This is a genomic window from Pyxidicoccus xibeiensis, assembly GCF_024198175.1.
Taxonomy (GTDB): domain Bacteria; phylum Myxococcota; class Myxococcia; order Myxococcales; family Myxococcaceae; genus Myxococcus; species Myxococcus xibeiensis.
The window spans coordinates 71,991-93,442 of record NZ_JAJVKV010000020.1 but is presented as its reverse complement, the minus strand read 5'-3'; the positions used below and the strand labels follow the sequence as shown (position 1 = coordinate 93,442).

General features: G+C 72.3%; 19 protein-coding genes. 10 read left to right on the top strand and 9 right to left on the bottom strand.

Annotated elements, in window-relative coordinates; all coding sequences use genetic code 11:
* Positions 1–49 precede the first annotated feature (49 nt).
* The 7 genes from LXT23_RS45005 (at position 50) to LXT23_RS44975 (ending at position 7,572) form a co-directional block, all read left to right on the top strand.
* Positions 50–970 (top strand): TIGR04222 domain-containing membrane protein, encoded by a 921-nt coding sequence (locus tag LXT23_RS45005; protein ID WP_253986698.1) that lies wholly within the window; start codon positions 50–52, stop codon positions 968–970.
* A gap of 2 nt (positions 971–972) precedes the next feature.
* Positions 973–1,812 carry a DUF692 domain-containing protein gene (locus tag LXT23_RS45000; RefSeq protein ID WP_253986697.1) on the top strand — a complete coding sequence of 280 codons (840 nt, stop codon included), beginning with the start codon at positions 973–975 and terminating at the stop codon, positions 1,810–1,812.
* Positions 1,809–2,276, top strand: a complete 468-nt coding sequence (locus tag LXT23_RS44995; protein WP_253986696.1) for a hypothetical protein — start codon at positions 1,809–1,811, stop codon at positions 2,274–2,276. Before LXT23_RS45000 ends, LXT23_RS44995 begins: the two co-directional genes overlap by 4 nt.
* A 39-nt stretch (positions 2,277–2,315) precedes the next feature.
* Positions 2,316–2,846, top strand: coding sequence for a hypothetical protein (locus LXT23_RS44990; protein ID WP_253986695.1), 531 nt, complete (start codon positions 2,316–2,318; stop codon positions 2,844–2,846).
* 107 nt (positions 2,847–2,953) lie between these two features.
* Entirely contained in the window at positions 2,954–5,218 is a 2,265-nt protein-coding gene (locus tag LXT23_RS44985) for a mucoidy inhibitor MuiA family protein (RefSeq protein WP_253986694.1), read from the top strand.
* Positions 5,218–6,774 carry a mucoidy inhibitor MuiA family protein gene (locus LXT23_RS44980; protein WP_253986738.1) on the top strand — a complete coding sequence of 519 codons (1,557 nt, stop codon included), beginning with the start codon at positions 5,218–5,220 and terminating at the stop codon, positions 6,772–6,774. Before LXT23_RS44985 ends, LXT23_RS44980 begins: the two co-directional genes overlap by 1 nt.
* A 96-nt stretch (positions 6,775–6,870) precedes the next feature.
* On the top strand, positions 6,871–7,572 hold the full coding sequence (locus LXT23_RS44975) for a hypothetical protein (RefSeq protein WP_253986693.1): 702 nt from the start codon (positions 6,871–6,873) through the stop codon (positions 7,570–7,572).
* A gap of 1 nt (position 7,573) precedes the next feature.
* On the opposite strand, the gene LXT23_RS44970 is transcribed toward LXT23_RS44975, so the two are convergent.
* The 3 genes from LXT23_RS44970 to LXT23_RS44960 all read right to left on the bottom strand — a co-directional run bounded on the left by LXT23_RS44970 (position 7,574) and on the right by LXT23_RS44960 (position 12,618).
* Entirely contained in the window at positions 7,574–8,731 is a 1,158-nt protein-coding gene (locus tag LXT23_RS44970) for an FAD-dependent monooxygenase (protein WP_253986692.1), read from the bottom strand.
* On the bottom strand, positions 8,728–10,104 hold the full coding sequence (locus tag LXT23_RS44965; RefSeq protein WP_253986691.1) for a hypothetical protein: 1,377 nt from the start codon (positions 10,102–10,104) through the stop codon (positions 8,728–8,730). Before LXT23_RS44965 ends, LXT23_RS44970 begins: the two co-directional genes overlap by 4 nt.
* A gap of 267 nt (positions 10,105–10,371) precedes the next feature.
* On the bottom strand, positions 10,372–12,618 hold the full coding sequence (locus LXT23_RS44960; protein WP_253986690.1) for an MltF family protein: 2,247 nt from the start codon (positions 12,616–12,618) through the stop codon (positions 10,372–10,374).
* A gap of 54 nt (positions 12,619–12,672) precedes the next feature.
* Here LXT23_RS44960 and LXT23_RS44955 point away from each other — a divergent pair, with 54 nt between their 5' ends.
* On the top strand, positions 12,673–13,266 hold the full coding sequence (locus LXT23_RS44955) for an HD domain-containing protein (RefSeq protein ID WP_253986689.1): 594 nt from the start codon (positions 12,673–12,675) through the stop codon (positions 13,264–13,266).
* 13 nt (positions 13,267–13,279) lie between these two features.
* Here LXT23_RS44955 and LXT23_RS44950 read toward each other — a convergent pair whose 3' ends face one another.
* From LXT23_RS44950 to LXT23_RS44935, 4 genes are read right to left on the bottom strand one after another with little or no spacing between them, the layout of a single operon-like run.
* The gene (locus tag LXT23_RS44950; RefSeq protein ID WP_253986688.1) at positions 13,280–14,128 is read right to left on the bottom strand and encodes an MBL fold metallo-hydrolase; all 849 of its coding nucleotides are present in this window, start codon (positions 14,126–14,128) and stop codon (positions 13,280–13,282) included.
* Positions 14,129–14,137: 9 nt separating this feature from the next.
* The gene (gene def / locus LXT23_RS44945; RefSeq protein WP_253986687.1) at positions 14,138–14,740 is read right to left on the bottom strand and encodes a peptide deformylase; all 603 of its coding nucleotides are present in this window, start codon (positions 14,738–14,740) and stop codon (positions 14,138–14,140) included.
* Positions 14,741–14,774: 34 nt separating this feature from the next.
* Positions 14,775–15,512, bottom strand: a complete 738-nt coding sequence (locus tag LXT23_RS44940) for a ferritin-like domain-containing protein (RefSeq protein ID WP_253986686.1) — start codon at positions 15,510–15,512, stop codon at positions 14,775–14,777.
* A complete protein-coding gene (locus LXT23_RS44935; protein ID WP_253986685.1) occupies positions 15,509–15,685 on the bottom strand; it encodes a hypothetical protein in 177 nt (58 codons plus the stop codon). The genes LXT23_RS44940 and LXT23_RS44935 overlap by 4 nt, the downstream gene beginning before the upstream one ends.
* 894 nt (positions 15,686–16,579) lie before the next feature.
* Between LXT23_RS44935 and LXT23_RS44930 the strand changes: the two genes are divergently transcribed.
* Together LXT23_RS44930 and LXT23_RS44925 are read left to right on the top strand one after the other, a co-directional pair.
* Complete coding sequence (locus LXT23_RS44930; protein ID WP_253986684.1) at positions 16,580–17,518, top strand: TonB C-terminal domain-containing protein; 939 nt, start codon at positions 16,580–16,582, stop codon at positions 17,516–17,518.
* Between the two features lie 49 nt (positions 17,519–17,567).
* The gene (locus tag LXT23_RS44925; protein WP_253986683.1) at positions 17,568–18,062 is read left to right on the top strand and encodes a hypothetical protein; all 495 of its coding nucleotides are present in this window, start codon (positions 17,568–17,570) and stop codon (positions 18,060–18,062) included.
* Between the two features lie 4 nt (positions 18,063–18,066).
* Here LXT23_RS44925 and LXT23_RS44920 read toward each other — a convergent pair whose 3' ends face one another.
* Both LXT23_RS44920 and LXT23_RS44915 read right to left on the bottom strand, forming a co-directional pair.
* On the bottom strand, positions 18,067–19,215 hold the full coding sequence (locus tag LXT23_RS44920; protein WP_253986682.1) for a fatty acid desaturase family protein: 1,149 nt from the start codon (positions 19,213–19,215) through the stop codon (positions 18,067–18,069).
* 241 nt (positions 19,216–19,456) lie between these two features.
* Complete coding sequence (locus LXT23_RS44915; protein ID WP_253986681.1) at positions 19,457–21,388, bottom strand: carboxypeptidase regulatory-like domain-containing protein; 1,932 nt, start codon at positions 21,386–21,388, stop codon at positions 19,457–19,459.
* Positions 21,389–21,452 lie beyond the last annotated feature (64 nt).

Genomic DNA, 21,452 nt, shown 5'->3' with positions numbered 1-21,452 from the left:
GCCTTTCTTCATGCAGGGGCGAAGGCGAACCACCCTGGAGGAAGCCACGATGAACCCACTCGACTGGTCGGGCCCCGAGTTCCTGATGCTGTCCTTCCTGCTGATGCCGGCGACCCTCGCGCTGGCCGCCCTGCTGCGGTGGTGGATGCGAGTGCCGGGCGAGACTCCCGGGCAGGAGCGCCCCAGGCGGTCCCCGGGGCCCTACGAGGCCGCCGCGCTCCGCGGCAGGCAGGCCGTGGTCGACGCGGCCCTCGCGTCGCTCGCGCACCAGGGCCTCATCCGGATGCAGGTGGACCAGCTCGTCGCGGTCGACAAGGTGCCCTTCAACGCTCCGCTCATCGAGCGCATCGTCCATGGCGCGGTCGCCGAGGGCGTGGTCCGCAGCGAGGCGCTGGTGGAGCGGGCGGAGCCCGCCATCCAGCAGCTTCGCCGCTCACTGCTGGAGCGCGGCTGGCTGGTGGATGACGCCTGGAGCCTGAGGATCATCTGGCTTCCGATGCTCCCCTTCCTGTCCGTGCTCCTGATGTGCGTCGCGAAGCTGGCGGTGGGCCTGGAGCGGGACAAGCCGGTGGGCTTCCTCATCCTCCTCTGCATCTTCGGCATTGTCGCCTTCGTCATGGGCCTCAAGGCCCCGTGGCGCAGCCGCCGGGGCGACGCGGCGCTCCACCAGCTTCTCCTGGAGCAGGAGCCGCTCAAGCAGACGGCCCGGAGCGCGACGTCCGCCTCCTCGCTGAGCACCGGGGACACCGCCCTCGCGGTGGGGCTCTTCGGCATGAGCGCGGTGGGCTACTCCGAGTTCGCGCTGATGCGAAACCACCTGCAGGCCTCCGGCTACAGCAGCTCCTCGGGCTCCTCGATGGACGGAAGCAGCGGTGGGGACAGCGGGGGCGACAGCGGGGGTGACAGCGGAGGCGGCGATGGGGGCGGCGGTGGTGGCTGCGGCGGCTGCGGCGGCGGAGGAGGAGACTGAGGATGGGGACGCTCGGCGGCGTGGGCATCGGCTGGAGGCGGGAGCTGGCGCTGTTCATCGACCGGGCCCGGGACCTCGGGTTCGTGGAGGTGCTGGCCGAGCACCTGCCCTCCTCCGGCCGCCTGCCCGTCTCCCTGGAGCGACTGCGCGAGCGGGGCGTGCCCCTGGTGCTGCACGGCGTCTCGCTGGGCCTGGGCAGCGCGGCGCCTCCGGACCCGAAGCGGCTGGAGCGCCTGGCCCGGCAGGCGGAGGCGCTGGGCGCGGTGTGCGTGAGCGAGCACCTGGCCTTCGTGCGCGCGGGGGGCGTGGAGTCCGGCCACCTGCTGCCGGTGGCGCGGACGGAGGAGGCGCTGGAGGTGCTGGCGGAGAACATCCGGCTGGCGGAGGCCGCGCTCCCGGTGCCGCTCGCGCTGGAGAACGTGGCCTCCCTCTTCGAGTGGCCCGGCGCGGACTTCTCCGAGGCGGAGCTGCTGGCGGGCGTGCTGGCGCGCACCGGGGCGTCGCTGCTGCTGGACGTGGCCAACCTGCACGCGCAGGCGCTCAACCACGGCACGGACGCGGCGGCGGTGCTGGCGAGCGTGCCTCGCGAGCGGCTGGCCTACGTCCACGTGGCCGGGGGGGTGCGGCGAGGCAGCCTGTACCACGACACCCACGCGCACCCACTCCCGGCGGAGCCGCTGAAGCTGCTGGAGTTCCTGGTGCGGAGGCTGGGGCCGGTGCCAGTCATGCTGGAGCGCGATGACCGCTTTCCGCCTCCGGAGGAGCTCGCCTCGGAGCTGGAGGCCATCCGCGCCGCGCTCCAGCAGGGGACGTCATGGACGGCGACGGAGACACGGGCATGAGCGCACGGGAGCGACTGGCCCGGGCGCAGGAGGCCCTGGCCCTCGCGCTGGGAACGGGCGCGCCGGTACCTCCGGGCTTCGACGTCGAGCGGGTGCGGGCAGCGGCCCGGGCGCTGGTGGACAAGCGCCGCAGGTGGGTGGAGCGCGCCTGGCCCGTGCTGACGGTGGCGCTCGGCGCGGACTTCGTTCCGAGGTTCGAGTCCTGGGCGGAGCGGCACCCGATGACGGTGGAGCCCAACGCCCTGGCGGACGGCCGCCGCTTCGCCGAGACGCTGCGTGCGGCAGGTCCGCTCCCGGACCCACTCCTGGTTGCGTTGCAAGACTTTGACCTGCGGTGGCGGCTCACGGAGGACGGAGAGGTCCTGCCCCGGAGGGGGCCCCGGCTGTCCCTGAGGCGACTGGGGACGTCGGGGCGATTTCGACTGGCGGTGAAGCCATTCCGCGCCCGTGTCTACGTATGGTAATTCGTGTGCACCGCGCGCGCCGCGTCCCCTGGAAATTCAATGACTCACATCCGCTCTGCCCTGCTGCCCCTGCTGTTCCTCTCGCTCGCGGCCTGTGGCGATCCCCGCGACGACTTCACCGGCAGGTTCGGGTACACGGGGACGTGGACCTACCACTTCCTCGATGCCAACATCGAGCAGGACGCGGCAGGCGAGCTGGTGGTCACCGCCGACGCCTCTGAATCCAAGCGTGTCGACATGAGCTTCAGCTGCGGGCTGAGCGCGGACCTGGCGGATGACGCCCTGTCCATCATCCGGAAGTCCTGCCCCTTCGAGACGGGCGACGACTGTGTCTCCGCCAAGGCCAACTTCGCGCGGGGCACGGTCTACGTCGACGAGGACGAGCTGACGCTCGCCGCCTCCGGAATCATCGAGTTCCGCTGCGGCGCCAATGGCATCAATGGCAACCTCCCCTTCGGTCTGGAGCTCAAGGGCATCCGGGGTGCGCGCCCTCCCAGCCAGCCGGGGCAGGCGGGCCTGGACGAGGTGCTGCGCCAGTGGAAGGCCCAGGGGTCACCCGAGCCGCGCTGACTCCACCCACCCGGGTCATCCCGGGAAGCGTCCTGCGGGGCATGATTTCCCCCGGGCATCTCGACTAGGGTGTGCCCCTCTTCTTCGTTTCGTGGTGAGGGGGGTTCATGCTCGTCGTGCCATCCACCCTGGATGCCGTCACCGTCCATGCCCAGGGCGCGCTCTGTACCCGCGTGGCCACCGTGCTGGCGGAGGGCGGCCGCCTTCCGACGCAGGTGCGCATCAACGGCCTGCCGCTGTCGCTGCGCCCGGGCTCCCTGCGGGCGTCCGTCGTGCAGGGCCCGTCCGGCCTCACGGTGCGCGACATCCGTCCCACCTTCGACGTGCAGCTGCCCCCCGAGGTGGACGTTCCCGCCGAGCACCGCGCGGTGGAGGAGGCCCGGGCCCGGCTCGCGAAGGTGTCGGTCGCGCTCGATGCCGTCAACCGCGAGCTTCGCATCCTGACGAAGCTCGCGCCCACCTTCCCGCCCCGGAAGAAGGACGAGTTCCAGCCCCGCGACGCACCGCTGGCGGCGATGCTGTCGCTGGCGTCCCTGGCGGACTCGGAGCTGGCGGCCTTCCAGGCGCGCCGGCTGGACCTGGAGCGCCAGCAGCGCGACGTGGAGGCGGAGCTGCGGATGCGCCTGCAGCGCCTGCAGGAGGCCTCCTCGTCCGTGCGAGGCCAGCGGGCCCGCGTGTATCGGGCCGCCGTCCTCACGCTGTCGGGCCACCTGCCGGCGGAGCATGCCGCGAAGCTCGCGCTCGAGTATGCGGTGCCAGGGGCGCGCTGGGTGCCCACGTATGACCTGCGCCTGCCTCGCACGCTCGAAGAGGGGACCCTGCGCATGCGGGCCTCCGTCCTCCAGCGCACCGGCGAGGACTGGACGGGGGTGAAGCTGTCCGTGTCCACCGCGGACCTCGAGCGGCGCGCGGAGGTCCCCGAGCTGAAGGCGCTGCGCATCGGCCGCCGCCAGCCCGCCCCGGCGCGCTCCGGCTGGCGCGAGCCCCCTCCCGGGCTCGACGAGCTGTTCGCCGGCTACGACGCCACGCGCCCGCCTGCGGGTGCGGAGCAGGCTCCAAGCCCCGAAGGTGCCAGCAGCTCCGAGCTCGACGCGGCGCCCGTCGAGAAGGCCATGGCCGCGCCGCAGAAGGAGCTGCGGCGGCCGGAGCCCCCGCCCATGATGGAGCGGAGCCGCCCCTCCCGGGATGACCTGATGACGACCACGGGCTCGTTCGCGCCCATCCCGCGGCCGATGAGCGCTCCGGCCCCCTCGGCGCCACCGCCCAAGGTGATGTCCCGCCCGCGCGGCGGGATGGCCCCCCGCGAAGAGGCGCCCAAGATGAAGCGCATGGGGTCGGCGCCCTCCCGGGTGATGGAGGATGCCGACGAGGAGGTCCTCATGGAGGAGCCCTCCGAAGCGGAAGAGAGCTTTGGCGGTGCGCCCCCGGGCGCGGGGGGACGCGGCGGCGCCCCGGAGGACCAGGCGGGCGCCATGCCGCTCGAGCCGTCGGATGCGCTACTCGACTATGACCGCCTGGAGCTGGCACCGGCGGACTCCGGCAGCCGGGGCCGGCTGCGCCCCCGCCCCACCTACGTCACCCGGGAGCTGCTGGCCCTGGCGGCGGTGCACGTGCACATCGACATCACCACGCTCATCGCCGTGAGCGAGACGGAGGTGGCCACCGTGTGGCAGGCCCCCCCGCCCGCGTGGTCCGTGCCGCCCCGGCAGTCCTCGCCGCACTTCGACGCGCGCTTCGACGTGGAGGCTCGCGCGGAAGTGCCTTCGGACGGGGCGTGGCACACGGTGCCGGTGCTGTCGGTGCCCGTGGGCCTGTCCGCCGAGTACGTCTGCGTGCCTTCGGTGGAGGCGCGCGCCTTCCGCACGGTGCGGGTGGAGAACCGGACGCCGTACCCGCTGCTGGCCGGGCCGGTGGACGTCACGCTGGGCGACGAGTTCCTGATGACGTCTCCCCTTCCCACCATGGCGCCCGGGGCGACGCAGCGCCTGGGCCTGGGCGTGGAGGAGTCCATCAAGGTCGCGCGCAACACGCGCTTCGACGAGGCCACCGGCGGCATCTTCGGCGGCGCGACGATGCTGACGCACCACGTGTCGGTGGAGCTGGCCAACCGGCTGGCCAACCGCGTCCTGGTGGAGGTGTGCGAGCGCGTCCCCGCGGTGCCGGCCGGCTCGGAGAAGGACATCAAGGTGGAGGAGACGGAGGTGGCGCCCTTCTGGCAGAAGCGCACGCCGCTGCCCGGTGAGACCCAGGTGGAGGGTGAGCGCGCGTGGCGCGTGGTGCTCCAGCCCGGCGAGGCGCAGACGCTGAAGGCGACGTGGACCGTGAGAATCCCCGCGAGCAAGATGCTCGGGGGCGGAAACCGGAGGACATGATGGGTTCCCCCCTTTTGCTGCCCGTGGTCAAGGTCACCCTCCTCGAGGACCGGGCGCTCGTGGAGCGGCGCGGCGAGGTGCCCCTGGTGGCCGGCGCCCAGCGCCTGGTCGTCGAGGGGCTGTCTCCGCTCGTCGTGGACCGCTCCCTCCAGGCGAAGCTCGCGGGAGGCACGGTGTCGCAGGCGCGCATCCGCCGCGCGGTGAAGCCCTACCGGCCGGAGGCGCTGCGAGAGCACCGCACGGAGCTGGGCCGGCGCGTGGCGGAGCTGGAGCAGGAGCTGCGCCGTGCCGAGGCGGAGGAGGAGCGGCGCGGCCACCGGTACGTCCTGCTCACCACCGCGCACGGGGACGTGTACCGCGCCATCTCCGAGGACGCGGGGACGGGACAGAGCCGTCCGGAGCTCTGGCGCGAGCAGCTGGCCACGGTGCGCCGCGAGATGGACGCGGCGGAGGCCGCGACGCACGAGGCGAACCGCGAGGTGCAGCGCGTCAGGGACCGGCTCCAGGAGGCGCGCGGCGCGCTGGCGGGCACCGAGGCGCCGGAGTCGAAGCTCGACGTGCATGCGGAGCTGGAGCTGGGCCACCCCGCCGGCGGCTCGGCGATGCTGTCCATCACCTACCTCGTCCCCTGCGCCGCGTGGCGCCCGGCCTACCGCGCCACGCTGGAGCGCGGCGAGAAGGGCGAGGCGGTGACGCTGGAGTGCGAGGCCGTGGTGTGGCAGCGCACCGAGGAGGAATGGAAGGACGCGGAGCTGGCCTTCTCCACGGCGCGTCCCACGCTGGGTGCCACCCCGCCGCGGCTGGTGGAGGACTGGCTGTGGCTGCGCGACAAGACGGAGCGCGAGAAGCAGGTGGTGGAGGTGGCCATGCGCGAGGAGGTCATCCAGACCACCGGCGAGGGCGGCGTGGCGAAGCGCGACGACGGCCTGCCGGGCATGGACGACGGCGGCGAGCCGCTGACGCTGGCCGCGCAGCACCGGGCCACCGTGCCCCCGGACGGGGAGCCGCACCGCGTGCCGCTGTTCCGCTTCACCGCGCCCGCGGCGTCCGAGTTCCTGGCGTGCCCGGAGCTGTCGCCGCTGGTGCACCGGGTGGCGCGCTTCGACAACACGGGCCCGTCGGTGCTGCTGGCGGGCCCGGTGGACCTGGTGCGCTCCAGCGGCTACGTGGGCCGCGCGCAGCTGCGCTTCACCGGCCGGAGCGAGCGGGTGCGACTGGGCTTCGGCAGCGAGGACTCGCTGCGTGTCGCCCGCAGGGCGGAAGAGGAGATGGAGACGAGCCGCCTCACCGGGCGCCGGGTGCGCACGCACCGGGTGAAGCTGTTCCTCTCCAACATGGGCTCGCGGCCCGAGGCCGTGGCCCTGGAGGAGCGCATCCCCGTCTCCGAGGTGGAGTCCGTGGAGGTGCTGCTGCTGAAGGAAGGCACCAAGCCCTCGCCGGCCCGCGTGAGCGACGACGGCATCGTCCGGTTCGAGCTGGCGGCCCCTCCCCGCTCCCAGCAGGAGCTGTCGCTGGCCTACACCGTGTCGAGCGGCTCGAAGGTGGCCGGCCTCTGACAGGGGCACCATCCTTCCACCGCGCAACAGCTGTTTGGGACGGCCCCTTCCACCGTGGTAGGGGCCGTGGCTATTCCCTCCCGAGGAGGAACCCCCATGAGACTCACCCCCGCGCTGTGCTCCGTCGGGCTGCTGGTGTCGCTCGGCCTGTCCTCACCCGCCCTGGCGGAGGGTCTGCCCGGAGAGCAGACCGAGCGCCGCCCTCCGCAGCTCTCGGTGGAGGTGGGGGGCTCCGTGACGCGGATGAACCACGCGAGCACGCAGATTCCCTCCTTCCGTCAGGAGTTCAAGCCGGTGGAGTCGCGGGCCAGCGCGCCGCGGCTGTCGGGCGGGCTGCACTTCAACATCCTCCGGGGCTCCAACCGGGATGACCTGTGGTGGACCAATGGCGTGGACTGGTACTTCGCCAACGACGTCCAGGTCCTCTCGTTCCGCCCGGGCCTGGAGAAGCGCTTCCCGCTGTCGCAGCGGCTGACGCTGGGCGTGGCCGCCTTCGGGGCCGCGTCCGAGGTCTCCCTGCCCACCGGGGTCATCTCGCAGAACCTGCCCGACGACCCGAACAACGGCCCGCAGCTGGGGACTGACTACTTCCAGGCCCGGGACAAGCGCTGGATTTTCGGTGCGGGGGGCGTGGCCTCGCTGCAGGTCGGCTTCGGCCGCTTCGTCTACACGCGGCTTCAGGCGGGCTACACGCAGTACTTCCGCCAGGCGAAGGGCTTCGTGGTGACCACCAGCGACAGCTTCTCCATCTCCCTCAGCGGCCCCTTCGCGGGCGCCCTGGTGGGCGTCAGCCTCTGAGTCACGAGGCGGAGCGCACCAGGTCCCGCACGCCCCGGGCCGCCAGCGCCGAGGGGACGAGCCAGAAGAGGGAGTCCCGCATGAAGCGGCCGACGGGGCTCTCGAGCTGCGCCAGCCGTCCCAGCGACCAGGAGCGGGCGACGATGGCATTGGCCCGCTCTCGCCGGCGCGCCTCGTAGGCGGCCAGGGCCTCCTCCACGGCGCCGCCCCGGGCAAGGCACTCGGCCAGCACCACGGCGTCCTCGATGGCCTGACAGCCGCCCTGCCCCAGGTTGGGCGTCATGGGGTGGGCGGCGTCGCCCAGCAGCGTCACCCGGCCCCGGCTCCAGCGGTCCATGGGAGGCCGGTCATGGATGTCCGTCCGGACGATGGCGTCGTCGGGCGTGGCGGCGAGCAGGTCCGCGATGGGGGCGTGCCAGCCTCCGAAGACGTCGCGCAGCCGGGCCCGCGCCTCGCCGGGCGCATCCTGTCCGCCAGCCGGCGCGTTGAGCGTGGCGTACCAGTACACCTGCCCCGAGCCGATGGGCACGACGCCGAAGCGCGCGCCACGGCCCCACGTCTCGGAGACGTGGCCCGGCCGCGCGCCAGGCACTTCGGGGGAGACGCCACGCCAACTGGTGTAGCCGGAGTAGCGCAGGGGCGCGTCACCGAGCAGCCCGCTCCGCACCGCCGAGCGCAGCCCGTCCGCGCCGACCAGCACGTCGCCCTTCACGAAGCTGCCGTCCGACAGCGTCACGGTGATGCCCTGGCCGTCGTCGGTGAAGCCCGCCACCGCGCGCCCGAGCCGGACATGCTCCGGCCCGGCATGCTCCAGCAGCACGGCCTGGAGCCGCGCCCGGTGGATGCAGGTCATGGGGACGCCCAGCTCCTGCTGGAGCCGCTGGACGGGCAGCCGGGTGATGGCCGCCCCCGAGGGCCGCAGAATCGCGCTGTCGGTGGGGCTGGCGCCTGCCGCGGCCACCGCGTCCGCCAGGCCGATGCGGCGCAGGGCCACGGCGGCGTTCATCTGGACGATGATGCCGGCGCCCACCCACCGCAGCGCGTCCGCGCGCTCGAAGACGGTGGCGGAGAGGCCCGCGCGGCGGAGCGCGCAGGCCAGGGTGAGGCCGCCGATGCCTGCACCGGCGATGAGGACATGTCTGGGGGGCTGGGAGGTCACCAGCCGTTGTTGTACCAGGAGTGCCGCATCGTGTTGTCCGTTCCGCGGTAGAAGATGTCGAGCCGGCCGGGACCCCAGCTCTCGACGTCCGGCGCGGAGGTCAGCTCACCGCCGAGCCACTGCCAGCCGGTCCAGGCAGAGCCAGTCCAGCTGTTCATCCACAGGCTGTTGTCCATGCCTCGCCCGAACACGTCGAGCAGGCCCGGCCCCCGGGAGGCCACCGCCGGCGCCGAGGAGAACGCGCCGCCCAGCGAGTGCCAGCCAGTCCACGACGTGCCCGTCCAGGCCTGGTGGAGCATGGAGTTGTCCGTGCCACGCGCGAACACGTCGATGCGGTTGGGCCCCCAGCTCACCGCCGCCGGGTCCGAGGTGATCTGCCCCGCGAGCGCGCCCCATCCAATCCACGCCGAGCCATTCCAGGCCTTGTGCCAGAGCTGGTTGTCCTGGCCCCGGCCGAACACGTCCAGCCGGTTCGCGCCCCACGAGGCCACCGCCGGGCCGGACGTGAAGCCACCGCCCAGCGAGTACCAGCCGGTCCACGACGTGCCCGTCCACACCTGCTGGAGCATGGAGTTGTCCGTGCCACGCGCGAACACGTCGATGCGGTTGGGGCCCCAGCTCACCGCCGCCGGGTCCGAGGTGATCTGCCCGGCGAGCGCACCCCATCCAATCCACGACGAGCCATTCCAGGCCATGTGCCAGAGCTGGTTGTCCTGGCCCCGGCCGAACACGTCCAGCCGGTTCGCGCCCCACGAAGCCACCGCCGGGCCGGACGTGAAGCCACCGCCGAGCGACTCCCAGGGGATGCCGTAGGTGGCCAGCGCGCCCTGGACGTCCGTGGCGCTGAGGTTGCCGTCCCCGTTCCACTGCGGATTGCAGTAGTTCATCACCGAGCTCAAGTCCCACGGCCCGATGAGCCAGTCACCCGAGGAGCCCTGCGCCGGCTCGGTACAGGTGGACGGCCGGTCCGGCCGGTTCTGCTCGTGGGCGTAGCCCATGGCATGGCCGAACTCGTGCACCGCGATGGCGTCGATGCAGTACTGGAGCTGGGTGCGGCACGACGGGCTCCAGTTGTTGAACGTGAAGTTCAGCACCATGCCCTGGGCCATGCCGTTGAGCAGGGTGCCCAGCCCCTTCACGTGGGGCCCGGTGTCGCTGATGTTGATGCGGATGCCCGTGGACGAGGCCGGGCACGTTCCCCAGCCCGTGAAGCGCACGCCCGAGCGCGCCTCCCAGGTGCGCGCCACCGCGTTGCGCACCCACTGCCGCTGCGTGGCGTCCCCCGCCCCGGGGTTCTCCCAACACACCGGCACGCTCATCGGCCGCCACAGCCGCGACGAGGCGACGTAGAGGTCGGAGGCCGTGTGCCTCATGCCGTCATCCGGCGTAGAGGTCAGCTCGACCGGTGCGGAAGAGTCCTCCTCGACGCCGCAACCCAGCAGCGAGCCGAACCCGACTCCAAGCGCAGCGAGCAGCACCCCACCCGAGCGACGTGAGCTTCCAGTGGACATGTCTTTCTACCTTCCGCGTACAAGAGACGAGGCCTTCATGACCCCGCCTCTTCCCGAACGCGGTGCTGCGCGGTTCTTCGCGGCGAAAGGCTTTGACCTGTCCTTGACCGTCTCTACCGTCCCGCGCCCTCAGCGCTGGACGACGGCCGTGTAGTTCCCGTAGCGCGTCTGGATTTCGGAGACGTACTTCACCGGCTCGGAGCCCCGGCAGTACCCGTGGCGCGCGCGGCGGTGGTACTTCGGTTTCTCCAGCAACAGCATGGCCTTCTCCACGTTGCCGAACCACCGGTTCGGGTCCCACCCCTGCTCCGCCGCCAGCCGGCGGGCATCCAGCACGTGGCCCAGGCCCGCGTTGTACGCGGCGAGCGCGAAGCGCAGGCGCTGCTTGAAGGGAATCTCCGGGGCAATCCGGCCGATGAGCTGGTGCATGTACTTCACGCCCGCGTGGATGCCCTCCTCGGGGTCCTCCAGCTTGCGGAAGCCCAGCTCCTTGCCCGTGGCGGGCATCACCTGGAAGAGGCCCTGCGCGCCCACCCAGCTGCGCGCCTTCGGGTCGAAGCGGCTCTCCTGGAACATCTGCGCCACCATCAGCCGCCAGTCCAGGCCGTAGCGCGCCGAGTACGACTGCACCAGCGGGTCATACGGAGAGATGGAGCCGGCCAGCGTCTCCACCGTGATGGGGGCCAGCTCCCGGCGGCCCTCGAAGTAGCGGCGGCGGGCCAGGTTGTAGTCGGTGCCGCGGTAGGTCTTCTGCACGAAGCCGTCGAGGAACGCGCGCAGCTTGGGGTTCTCCTGGCGCACGGCGAAGGCGATGCCGTGGTGGCCGTCCTTGCCCGCGGGCTCGCCCTGGCCGGGCACGGTGAGGGCCGCCTCCACGTCCTCGCGGTACACGCGCTCTGCGGCGAGGATGTGGCTGTCCGTGACGGTGTATGGAATCTCCCCGCGCGCCACGCGGTCGATGAGCGTCTCGGTGTCCATGTCCTCCGGCTCCTCCACGAGCGTGAAGCCATGCTTCGCGGCCAGCGCGCTCAGCGGGGCGAAGTGGCTGGAGGACTTGCGCAGGTGGACGGCCTTGCCCTTCAGCTCCTCCAGGGACGCCGGCTTCGGCGCTCCGGCGCGCTGCACCAGGACCTCGTCCACGTAGAGATAGGGCTTGCTGAAGGCCACCTGCTTCGCGCGCTCGCCGGTGACGGTGAGCGCGGCGGCGATGACGTCTCCGCGGCCTTCCTTCAGCCATGGAATCAGCTGGTCATACGTGGGCGGCACCACCACCTCCAGCCGCACCTTGAGCGCGGCGGCGGCGAGCTTCGCCATCTGGTAGTCGAAGCCGGCCTGCTCGCCCCGGTGGAGGAAGTAGGTGACGGGGCTGTTGCGGGTGAGCACGCGCAGCACGCCCCGCTTGCGGATGCCGTCCAGGTCCACGGTGACCAGCCGGTCCCGGTGCTCGGTGAGCGCGCGCTCCACGAGGAAGGCATCCAGCGCGGCGCGCAGCGCGGGGTTGTCCAGGCGCACGGCCCACGCGAGCTGGCGGCCCTCGGCGATGGGGAACAGCCCCTCCACGTCGGGGTTGTACGTCTCGATGGCCGCGAGCACGTGGCTGTCCACCACCGTCAGCGGCAGCTCCCCGCGAGACACCTTCCACGCGAGCTCCTCCGGGTCGCTCGTCTCCGGCGCCGGCTCGATGACGAGGCCGGTCGCCTTGTCCTTCGCCAGGGCCCGCAGGGACTGAGCGAAGGTGGAGCTGGCGCGCACGTGCACGGCCCGGTCCTTCAGGTCCTCCACCTTGCGCGGCAGGTTCTGGACGCCGCGCCTGCCCACCACGACTTCGCTCACCCGAGCCAGCGGGCGGGTGAAGGCAAGCTCCTTCGCGCGCTCGGGCGTCACCGTCAGGTCGGCGGCGATGATGTCCCCGCGCCCCTCGCGCAGCAGGGGGATGAGCTTGTCGAAGCTGTCGACGGCGAGGAACTCCACCACCATCCCGTGCTTCTCCGCGAAGCGCTCCAGCGACTCCCGGTCCTGCGCCTTGGGCATGCCCTGGCGCGGAAGGGCGTCCTCCTCCGTGCCCTCGACGAGGACGCGCAGCACGCCGCGCTTGCGCAACGCCGCGAGGTCTCCGGTGAAGGGAGGCTCGGGAGGCTTCACGGGCTCGGCGGCCGCCGTGGCGGTGGCGTCGGCCGGAGGCAGCACCTCCTCGGGGAACGGCGGGTCCTCCGCCTCCACGGCCACGGGCGCGGGCGGCGGCGGTGGTGGCGCCACGGGCTCCTGCTTGCAGGCAGTGGCGGTCAAAAGCAGCGCGGCGGCGAGCAGCCACCTCGAGGACGACAGGCTCCAGCTGGACGAAAGCACCACGATGATTCCCCCTCCGACTCCCTCCATGTCTACTCCATCTCCCCTGGCGGATTCACCCTCACCCGGAGTACGGGGCTCCCCATGAAGACCAAGGCCGCGCCACCGATTGCCCTGCTCCAGGGGCGCAAGACGCTCCCGCTCATCGAGGCGTACTTCGAGCTCAACCACCTCAAGCAGCTCTTCCGGCAGGGCTGGCTCCGGGTGGGAATTACCCCGGAGCGGTGCGAGAGCGTGGCGGAGCACTCGTTCTTCGTCGCGCTGCTGGGCCTGTTCGTCGCGGAGAGCCTCTTCCCCGAAGCGGATGCGTCGAAGGTGGTCCGCATCGCGCTGCTGCACGACCTGGGCGAGGCGTACGCGGGCGACATCACCCCGCATGACGGCGTGGACCGCGAGGCCAAGCACGCGCTGGAGCGCCGCGCGGTGGAGACCATCCTCGGCAAGCTGCCCCGGGGCGCGGAGTACCTGGCGATGTGGGACGAGTACGAGCACGGCGCCTCATTCGAAGCGCGGCTGGTGCGGCAGCTGGACCGGCTGGAGATGGGCCTGCAGGCGTGTGTCTACGAGCACCAGGGCCTGGGAGACCTGTCCCAGTTCTTCGCCTCGGTGGAGAAGGCGCTGGAGGCCCCGGAGCTGCGCGCCGTGCTCGCGGAGCTGGAGGCGCTGCGCCCGGGGTGAGCGGCGAGCGGCTTCAGCCGAACCAGCGGCCGGAGGTCGGAGCGAAGACGTGGACGCGCTCGTGGAGTGCCGCCGGGAGGCGCTCGCGAACCCGGGCGCGCACCTCCTCCGGGGCGAAGGCCTGGCTGAAGTGCATCAGCACCAGGGCCTCGTTGCGGAACTGGTCGGCGCGCGCGGCCAGCTCGTCCAGGTGCAGGTGCCACCGCTCCTGCGCGGCCTGCACGGTGTGGCGCGCGTCCACGAAGGTGGCCTCGAGGATGAGCACCCGCGAGTCGAACAGCGACGGCTCCGTCTCCAGCACGCGCGCCAGCGTGTCGGTGGCGTAGGCCAGCTCCAGCCGGTCCACCTCGTCGAACAGCGCCTTGCCTGCCTGACGGCGCCGGGCAATCTCCTGGGGCGGGAGGCCCTGGAACTCGGGCCGCAGCTTGGCGATGCGGCGGAGGAACTGGTACCCGAGCGAGGGCACCGGGTGGTGCGTACGGAAGGCGCGCACGTACAGGTCATGCCCGAGCTTGTGGACGTCTCCCGGGCGCAGCGGGACGGTGCGCACCTCCATGTTCGTGTGGTGCAGCCGGGAGAGCACGGCGAGGGCTTCCTGGACGGGCGCTTCGACTTCGGCGGGGAGGAAGACCTGGGGCGTGCCCTTGTTCATCAGGCGGCGGATGCCGAGCAGCGAGCCGAGGCCGCTGGCATGGTCCGGGTGGGCATGGCTCAGGAAGATGCGGTCCGTCCCGGCGAACGAGCGGATGGGGAGCCCCACGTCGAGCACGACCTCCAGCTCCGGCACCTGGAGCGAGGTGTACACACCACCGACGGAGATGCCGCGCACGGTATACGGCCCGGCCTGGACTTCAGTGAGCATCGGCCCGCCCTACCCCTTCCGCTCGGGCAGGCCCAGGGCCGCGCGCAGCTCGGCGGTGGTGCGCCCCGCCTGGTAGCGGCGGTGGTTCTCCGCCGTGGTGAAGGTGCGCGTCTCCATCCGGTCCACGTAGAGCGTGCCGTCCAGGTGGTCCAGCTCATGCTGGAGGATGCGCGCGTACCAGCCCTTCGCGCTCACCGTCACCGGCTTGCCGTGCTCGTCCAGCGCCTCCACGCGGACGCCGCGCGCCCGGGACACCAGCGCCGCGAAGCCATTCACGCTCAGGCAGCCCTCGTGGAACTCGGCGGGGGTCGGGTCCTCCACCACCAGCCTCGGGTTGATGAGCACGTGGAAGGCCACCGGCGCCCGCTCGCGCGCCGCGAGGTCGGCCGGAGACAGGCCCGCCTGGTACTCGGCGCGGTCCTCCACCACCACCAGCCGCAGCCCCACGCCCACCTGAGGAGCCGCCAGCCCCACACCGGGCGCGTCCCGCATCGTGTCGCGCATCAGCGCAATCAGCCGCTGCACGTCGGGACTGGAGATCTCCTCGGGAGTGAGGTCGCGCGCCTTCTGCCGCAGCACCGGCTCGCCTGCCTGGACAATCTTGAGCACCATGGCCCCACCGTAGCAGGGACACCGGCGGTGCCGGCTACGCTCCCGCGGCGCTCCGGCGCTCCACCCAGCTGCGGCCCGGACCGGTGTTCACTCCGAAGCGCTCCAGGCCCGGGAAGACGACGTCTCGCAGCGCCCGAACGAAGGTCTCCCGCTTGCGCGTGTGTGGAAGCACGCCGTGCTTCATCAACGCGGGGCTCTCCTCTTCCGGTCCCCCTGCTGCGAAGAGCCGGGGCGAGACGCTGCCCTCCAGCATCGACGGCACGTGGCCCGCCAGGAAGGCCACCGCCCCTTCCGCGTGCTCGCGCGCGAGCCAGGCCCAGCCCAGCCGGGCATGCGCCACCTCGTCGCGGAGGATGTCGCGCAGCACCGCGCGCACCCGGGGTGTTGCGTCCGGCACCAGCAGCGTCGTCAGCACGGCGGTGCTCTCCGTCTCGGTGATGCAGCAGGCGGCGACCACCTCGTAGAGCACCCGCTCGCGAAAGCCCATGCCCGGAGGCGCCACCTCCTCCACCGCGAGCGGCACGGGGGGCATGTCCACCTGGCCGTACGTCCGCGCGAGCAACTCACACATGCCCGCATGGCGCCGCTCGTCCTCCGCGGCGCGCTGGGCCAGGGAGACCAGCGCCTCGGGCGCGCCCAGCTGCGCGAGCTGCTCCGTCAGCCGGGCGAAGCGCAGCGCCGCGTCCAGCTCCACCTGCCGGCGAAACGTCCAGGCCTCGGCGACGAGCCTGCGTACCGGGTCCGCCAGCGGCTCCGAAGGGCTGTCGTTCACCACACCGGCACCCCGCCGATGCCCGGCGCTTCCTCCGTGCCGCTGTCGCTATTGCTCCATGTCCCCGGCGCGCCCGTGCGCCCGTCAGGGTCCACGACCTGGGCGGCCGTGGCCTCGTCACCGCGGGCGGTGGCGCCCCCTACGAGCACCAGGAACAACTTCCGGTAGTCCATCGAGCCCCTGAACCCTTCCGGGCGGGAGACGCCCAGCACGGCGCGAACTGCCGGGAAGGATACTCCAGGTACCTCGGGCTCGCGTCCGGGAGCCCGGGCCGGGCACGACGGTCGGAGAAGGACGCGAAGCGTCAAAGCGGGTGCCGAGGCCTCGTGGGCCCCGAGCCGGCCGAAGCGTCAGGCACCGCACGCACGCCCTCACGAAGAATGGCGAGGACTCCACGCAATGCCGCGACGCGTCCTTCGTAGGGGCGCGGGAAGCCCCACGGCGGATATGCTGTTGGGAGCGCAGGGCCGGCGCCGGACCCGTCATCCACGGGCCCCGGCGAGTCTTCAGGAAGCGTGGGAACAGTGATGCGGCGGTTTCAACGCCTCGGGTGGGCCGCCCTGGTCTCACTCGTCATCCACTCGGCGCTCCTCGTCCTGCTCTGGGACGTGGCTCCGCCCCCACGGCCGACCGCGCCGCAGTCCATGCAGGCCCCAGTCGCGGTGGAGATCGTCCACCTTCCGAGCGCCACGGTGCCGGAGGCGCCAGCACCTGCACGGAAGGAGGAGCGGCCCGCGAAGCCACCACCGCGCACAGAGCAGCCCCGCCCCCGGCCCGCTCCGGCCAGGCCTCTTCCACCGGCGCCAGAAGAGACGCCATCCGGTATCGCCGTGGCGCCCGTGCCGCCAGCCATCCCCGATGCGCAATCTCCGGATGAGGCCACGCGGCCGGAGGAGACAGCGCCCAGGGAGGCCCCGCTGGCCGAAGGTCCGCCCGCGCAGGTGACCTCTCCTCCGGCCCCACCGTCAGGCGAAGCCCCACCCCAGGTGGCCGAGGGCCCACCTGCGTCGGCAACACCCGAGCCTGCCGCCCCGACCGGGCCCGCGCCCCAGCAGGACTCCGCCGCCATGGCGCAGGGGCCTGCCGCATCCGACAGTCCTCGCGAGCGGCTGGGCGGCTTCTATCCCCTGCCCCCGTCGCTCCTCCCCGGAGGACCGCGGCCCGTGGCCCCGAAGTCCCAGAGTGGCCGCACGCTCCGCCCCGGAGACCCCGGTCCTCCCCGCGAGGTGCTCATCGCCGAGGAGCAGGGCCGCGTCTCCGGCCGGGTGGGTTCGTTCATCGAGGACAAGCAGGCCGACCTGCGCGTGGCCAACGGGCAGATCGACCCGTACTTCAGCCGCCTCCGCGAGGCCCTGGAGAAGTCGCTCGAGGACGCCCCGGTGTTCTCCGGCGCGAGCCTGCTGGACCATGCGACGAACTCCTGGGCCTCACAGGCCGGCCGGTTCGGTGCGAAGGGCAATCCCGGCACGGGGCCCGTGCCCAGGACCCCCACCGTGAGCGAGCAACTCACGAAGTTGCAGCAGCAGGTCAAGAGCCAGGGCATGGAGAAGGCGCTGGAAGCCATGCAGATGAAGGTCCAGACCGCCGAGGAGATGCAGAAGCTGGCGGGCGGCGGGGGCTCGAAGCTGGTCGTCACCCTGGAGCTGCACCAGGGGCCCGATGGCTCGCTGCGCGACGCGAAGCTCGTCTCCCTGAGCGGCAATCCGTCCTATGACGCCTACGTCCTCAACGCGGTGCCCCCGGCGCTGGCGAAGCTCCCGCCCCCGCCGGACCAGGCTCGGGGCGTGCGGCCCGATGGCATCCACACCCTCTGGTCCGTGGAGGGGCGCGTCGTCTACCTCCGCAAGCTCAAGGACGTGGAGGGCGAGGACGCTTGGTACATCGCCGCCGCGGCAGCCGCGGGGGTCCTCGCCGGCCGCTTCGAGGAGACGACGGGAGAAATCGAGATCATCGACTTCCGCAACCCGCGCTTCGTGTGCCAGCCGCGCCTGCTGCGCGTCTACTGACGGGGCCCCCTGTTGGTCCGCGCGGCACGGGGAGGTAGGCTGCCGCACCATGGCTCGTCGCAAGAAGGCCGAGGAGATGGCCGCTCGCGTCCGCAACCTGCTCGCGATGGACGCTGCCGGCATCATGCGCCGGCTGGAAGCGCGCCGTGACGAGATGTTCACCCTCTTCTCGCGCCTGCGCAGCCGCGAGCCCCTGCTGGGCACCATCGCCTCGCGCTACGCAGACGGCGCCTTCGATCAGCTCATCCACCTCTCCGAGCAGGAACAGTCCGTGGTGGACCACTTCTACGAGCGCCTGGACGAGCTGCGCTGGTACTTCACGTACACCGAGGACATGCCCGGCACCGCGCAGCTCATCTTCACCAAGCTGCACAAGCGGCTGGAAGAGTCCTACCGGCTGCTGGTGGTGACGCTCGGCCCGCCGGCGCGCCCGGATGGGGCCCGCGTGGTGGACGCCGAGGTCATCCGTCAGGAAGAGGTCCCTCCCACGGAGCAGAAGACGCTGGAGCGCCGGACCACGTCCTCGCGAAACCGGCGCGCCTGAGCGCTCAGCCTACGGCAGGCTCGGCCGCGAGGCGCTCCTCCTCCGCCGCCGGACGTGTGGCGAGCTTGCGCATGGAGGTCTTGCCTACCACCACATCCACCATCTTCCGCGCGCGCGTCCAGACGCTCTCCTGCACGTAGGGGATGCCGTACTTCTCGCAGAGGGCGCGCACCTGGGGCTGCACCTCGCGGTACTTGAGCATGGGCAGGTCCGGCCAGATGTGGTGCTCGATCTGGTAGTTCAGCCACAGGTGGGCGAAGTCGTTCAGGTCGCCACCGGTGCGGTAGTTGGCGCTGCCAATCACCTGCTGCACGTAGCGCGCGCCACGGCTCTCGGGTGCGGAGTCGAAGCGGTACAGGTCCTCGCCCGTGTGGTTGGGTCCCACCACCAGGAACGTGTGCAGGCTGGTGAGCACGTCCGCCATCACCGAGTTGCACAGCGCGCTGAACGCGGCCCACGGCCCGATGACCAGGTACGCCGAGGGGAACAGTCCAAACCAGACGGCGGCGTACGGCAGGTAGCACTGGAGCAGCAGCTCCTTCAGCTCCTCGCGCGTGAGGGAGCCGCCCTGGCGCCGGCCCTTGCGGCGCAGCGAGCTCAGCGTCTCCGGCGCGTAGTAGCTGGCGCGCCAGGTGAGCGCCAGCAGCCCGAGCTGCACATAGCGCAGCGCGAGCGACCGGTCCTGGTTGCGCAGCGTGCCCTCCGCATTGCGCTCCAGGAGGTCGGGGTCCGCGTCCTCACCGGTATGCGAGTGGTGGAGGACGTTGTGCTCGAACTTCCACGCCTCCGGCATCATCCAGTCGAGCCAGTCGAGGTAGCGGCGCGCGCCCTTGGCGAAGCCCTTGCCGGTGCGGGACGCGGGGACGCCCGGCACGCGGTCATACCCCCGGTGCCCCACGTGGTGCATGAGCAGCCACCGCGTGGAGCGGCCCAGGCTGAGCGCCGCGGCGCTGAAGGGGTTGGGTGCCACCCAGCACGTCGCCGCGCCCAGCAGCGTGGCCGCCCGGCCCCAGCGCTCGATCTTCCGCAGGTGGGCCAGGTCCGCCTCGCCGAGTGATGCGTCCAACTGCTCGCGCAGCGCCTTCAGCTCGCGGTGGAAGCCCTCCACATCCACGGAGGCGAGGTCGAAGTCGGGGGCGGCGCGGGACGACATGCTGAAGGCTCCTGGAGGCCGGCTGGGACGGAAACAGCGTGGGGCGCATGAAGGTAGCCTCCACGCGGAGGCACGGGAAGCACCGCGTGGGGGGCATACCCGCCAGGGCTGCAGGCGTCCAGGCACATGCCGTGGAGGGTTCCGGCGCGACCCGGGTGGAGCCTGTGCCTGTTTCCGGGCCGAGGCGCGTGCGGCGGTTGAGCCCCAGTACACGAACGCGTCAGCCGAAAGCGGGCTCGACCTAGAGCTTGAGCTTCCTGCGCACCACCCAGACATCCTCCAGCTCGGTACGGCCCGCGCGGCGGATGCCTGCCAGAAGGCGGCTGCCCTCCGGGCCCCGGATGCGCTGCACGGCGGTGGGAAAGCCCAGCTCCACGACGGGGGTGCCGTCGATGCGCACGATGGCATCTCCGGGCTTGAGCCCTGCCTCGTGGGCCCCGCCTCCGGGGAAGAGCTGCCCGAGCACCAGCGCATCATCGCGGGGGCCCAGCACCGCGCCGATGCCCACCAGCTCCACCCGCTCGGCCTCACCTTCGGCCACGGGGGTCAACTCGATGGGCGGCAGAGGCGGCGCTCCCGGGCCCACGCGCACCCTGTCCACGATGCGCGTGTCGTGCCCCGTCGCGCTCACCGACAGGCTCAGCGTGCCCGGCGCCAGGCCCTCCATCACGAAGCGCCCCGATACGTCGGTCATTGCGTCGTAAGCCGTGGCGAGCGCGGCGCCATACATGCCGCCCTCCGCCTGCACCCGCGCCCCTGCCACGGGCCCTCCTCCGCCGGCCTTCACCACCTGCCCTTCCAGCCGGACGCCGGACGCCAGCGTCACCTCCAGCGAGCCGACCTCCTTCGTGCCCGGAGCCACCTGCACCGACGACAGCGAAGGCGCCCAGCCGTGTGACGCCACCTGCAGCGAATAGGTGCCCGGAGCGACGCCCTCCACGGCGAAGCGGCCTTCCGGGTCCACCACGGTGAGGGGCGTGCCGGTTTCTCGCTCCAGGGGGCCACGGTGGAGCAGCAGCTCCAGCCGGAAGGACGCGACCGGGTTGCCCTGGTCGTCGCGCACCCGGCCGCTGAGGCGGGCGCCTCGTGCGAGCGTGAGGACCAGGTCCTTCCGTCCGGCCTGCACGTTCGGGACGGTGGTGCCCACGCGCTCCAGGATGCGGGCGGACACGTCGTAGCGGCCCGGAGGGAGCCGCTCCAGGACGAAGCGGCCGTCCGCGTCCGCCAGGGCCTCGGCCACGGGCGCGTCGGTGCCATCGGCGCCCGGGAGGCTCGTCGCGCGAGGCGGCTCGACCCAGACCCGGGCGCCCGCGATGGCCATGCCGGAGTCGTCCACGACACGGCCCGCGATGACCTCGGTGGCGGCGGTGGACTCGGGCCTCAGGCGCAGCACGATGCGACGGTTGGGGACACGCGCGCTCAGCTCGGCCCTCGCGGGCGCATGGCCCGGGTGGCGAGCCTCCACCGAGGAGCGCTCGGGAGCGCGGAGCTGGACCTCTCCGTTCGCGCCCGTGACGAACTGGTCCTGCGTGGGGAAGAGCACCGTCTCTCCGGCGCGCCCGGTGAGCAGCCGCACCTGGGCACCGGCGAGCGGACGTGTGTCCGGGTCCTCGACGCGCACGGTCCAGGACTCCTCGGGGGTGAGGGCCAGGAGCAGCCCTTCGACGCCGCTGCCAGCGCGCGCCACGAGGCGGATGGGGCTCTGGCCCCAGTCGGGGCCGAAGGGAAGGAAGCCGTCCGCGAGGATGCTGGCGACCTGCCAGAGCCCCTCGCGGTCCGGCTTGAAGTCGAAGTTCCCGGCCTCATTGGTGCGGACGCTGGCAGCGCCCGTCGGTCCCGCGAAGGTCAGCTCCGCGCCCGAAACGCCCTGCCCGTCGATGGCCGAGACCACGCGGCCGGAGAAGGCACCGGGGGCACTCGCGGGGGCTTCCGTGCGCCGGGCGGACGGCAGCTCCAGCACCGGACCAGGCTCCAGGGCCTGCGCTGCTGGCGGGGCCTGTCGCGGCGCATCAGGTGACGCGGAGGGCGCCTGAGGACGAGCGCTGGCGGGAGTCGCCGTGACAGCGGCGGGGGTGCCGTCCGGTTTCCGCGCCAGGGCCCACCAGGCAAGGAACCCAAGCAGCAGCAGCCCCACGACAACCCAGATTCCGTATCGGCGCTTGGTGTCAGCCATGCCACGTCATCCTCCGTGGAGCGGGAGGACACCGCAACCATGGAGCGCCCGCGCCATGGCAGAC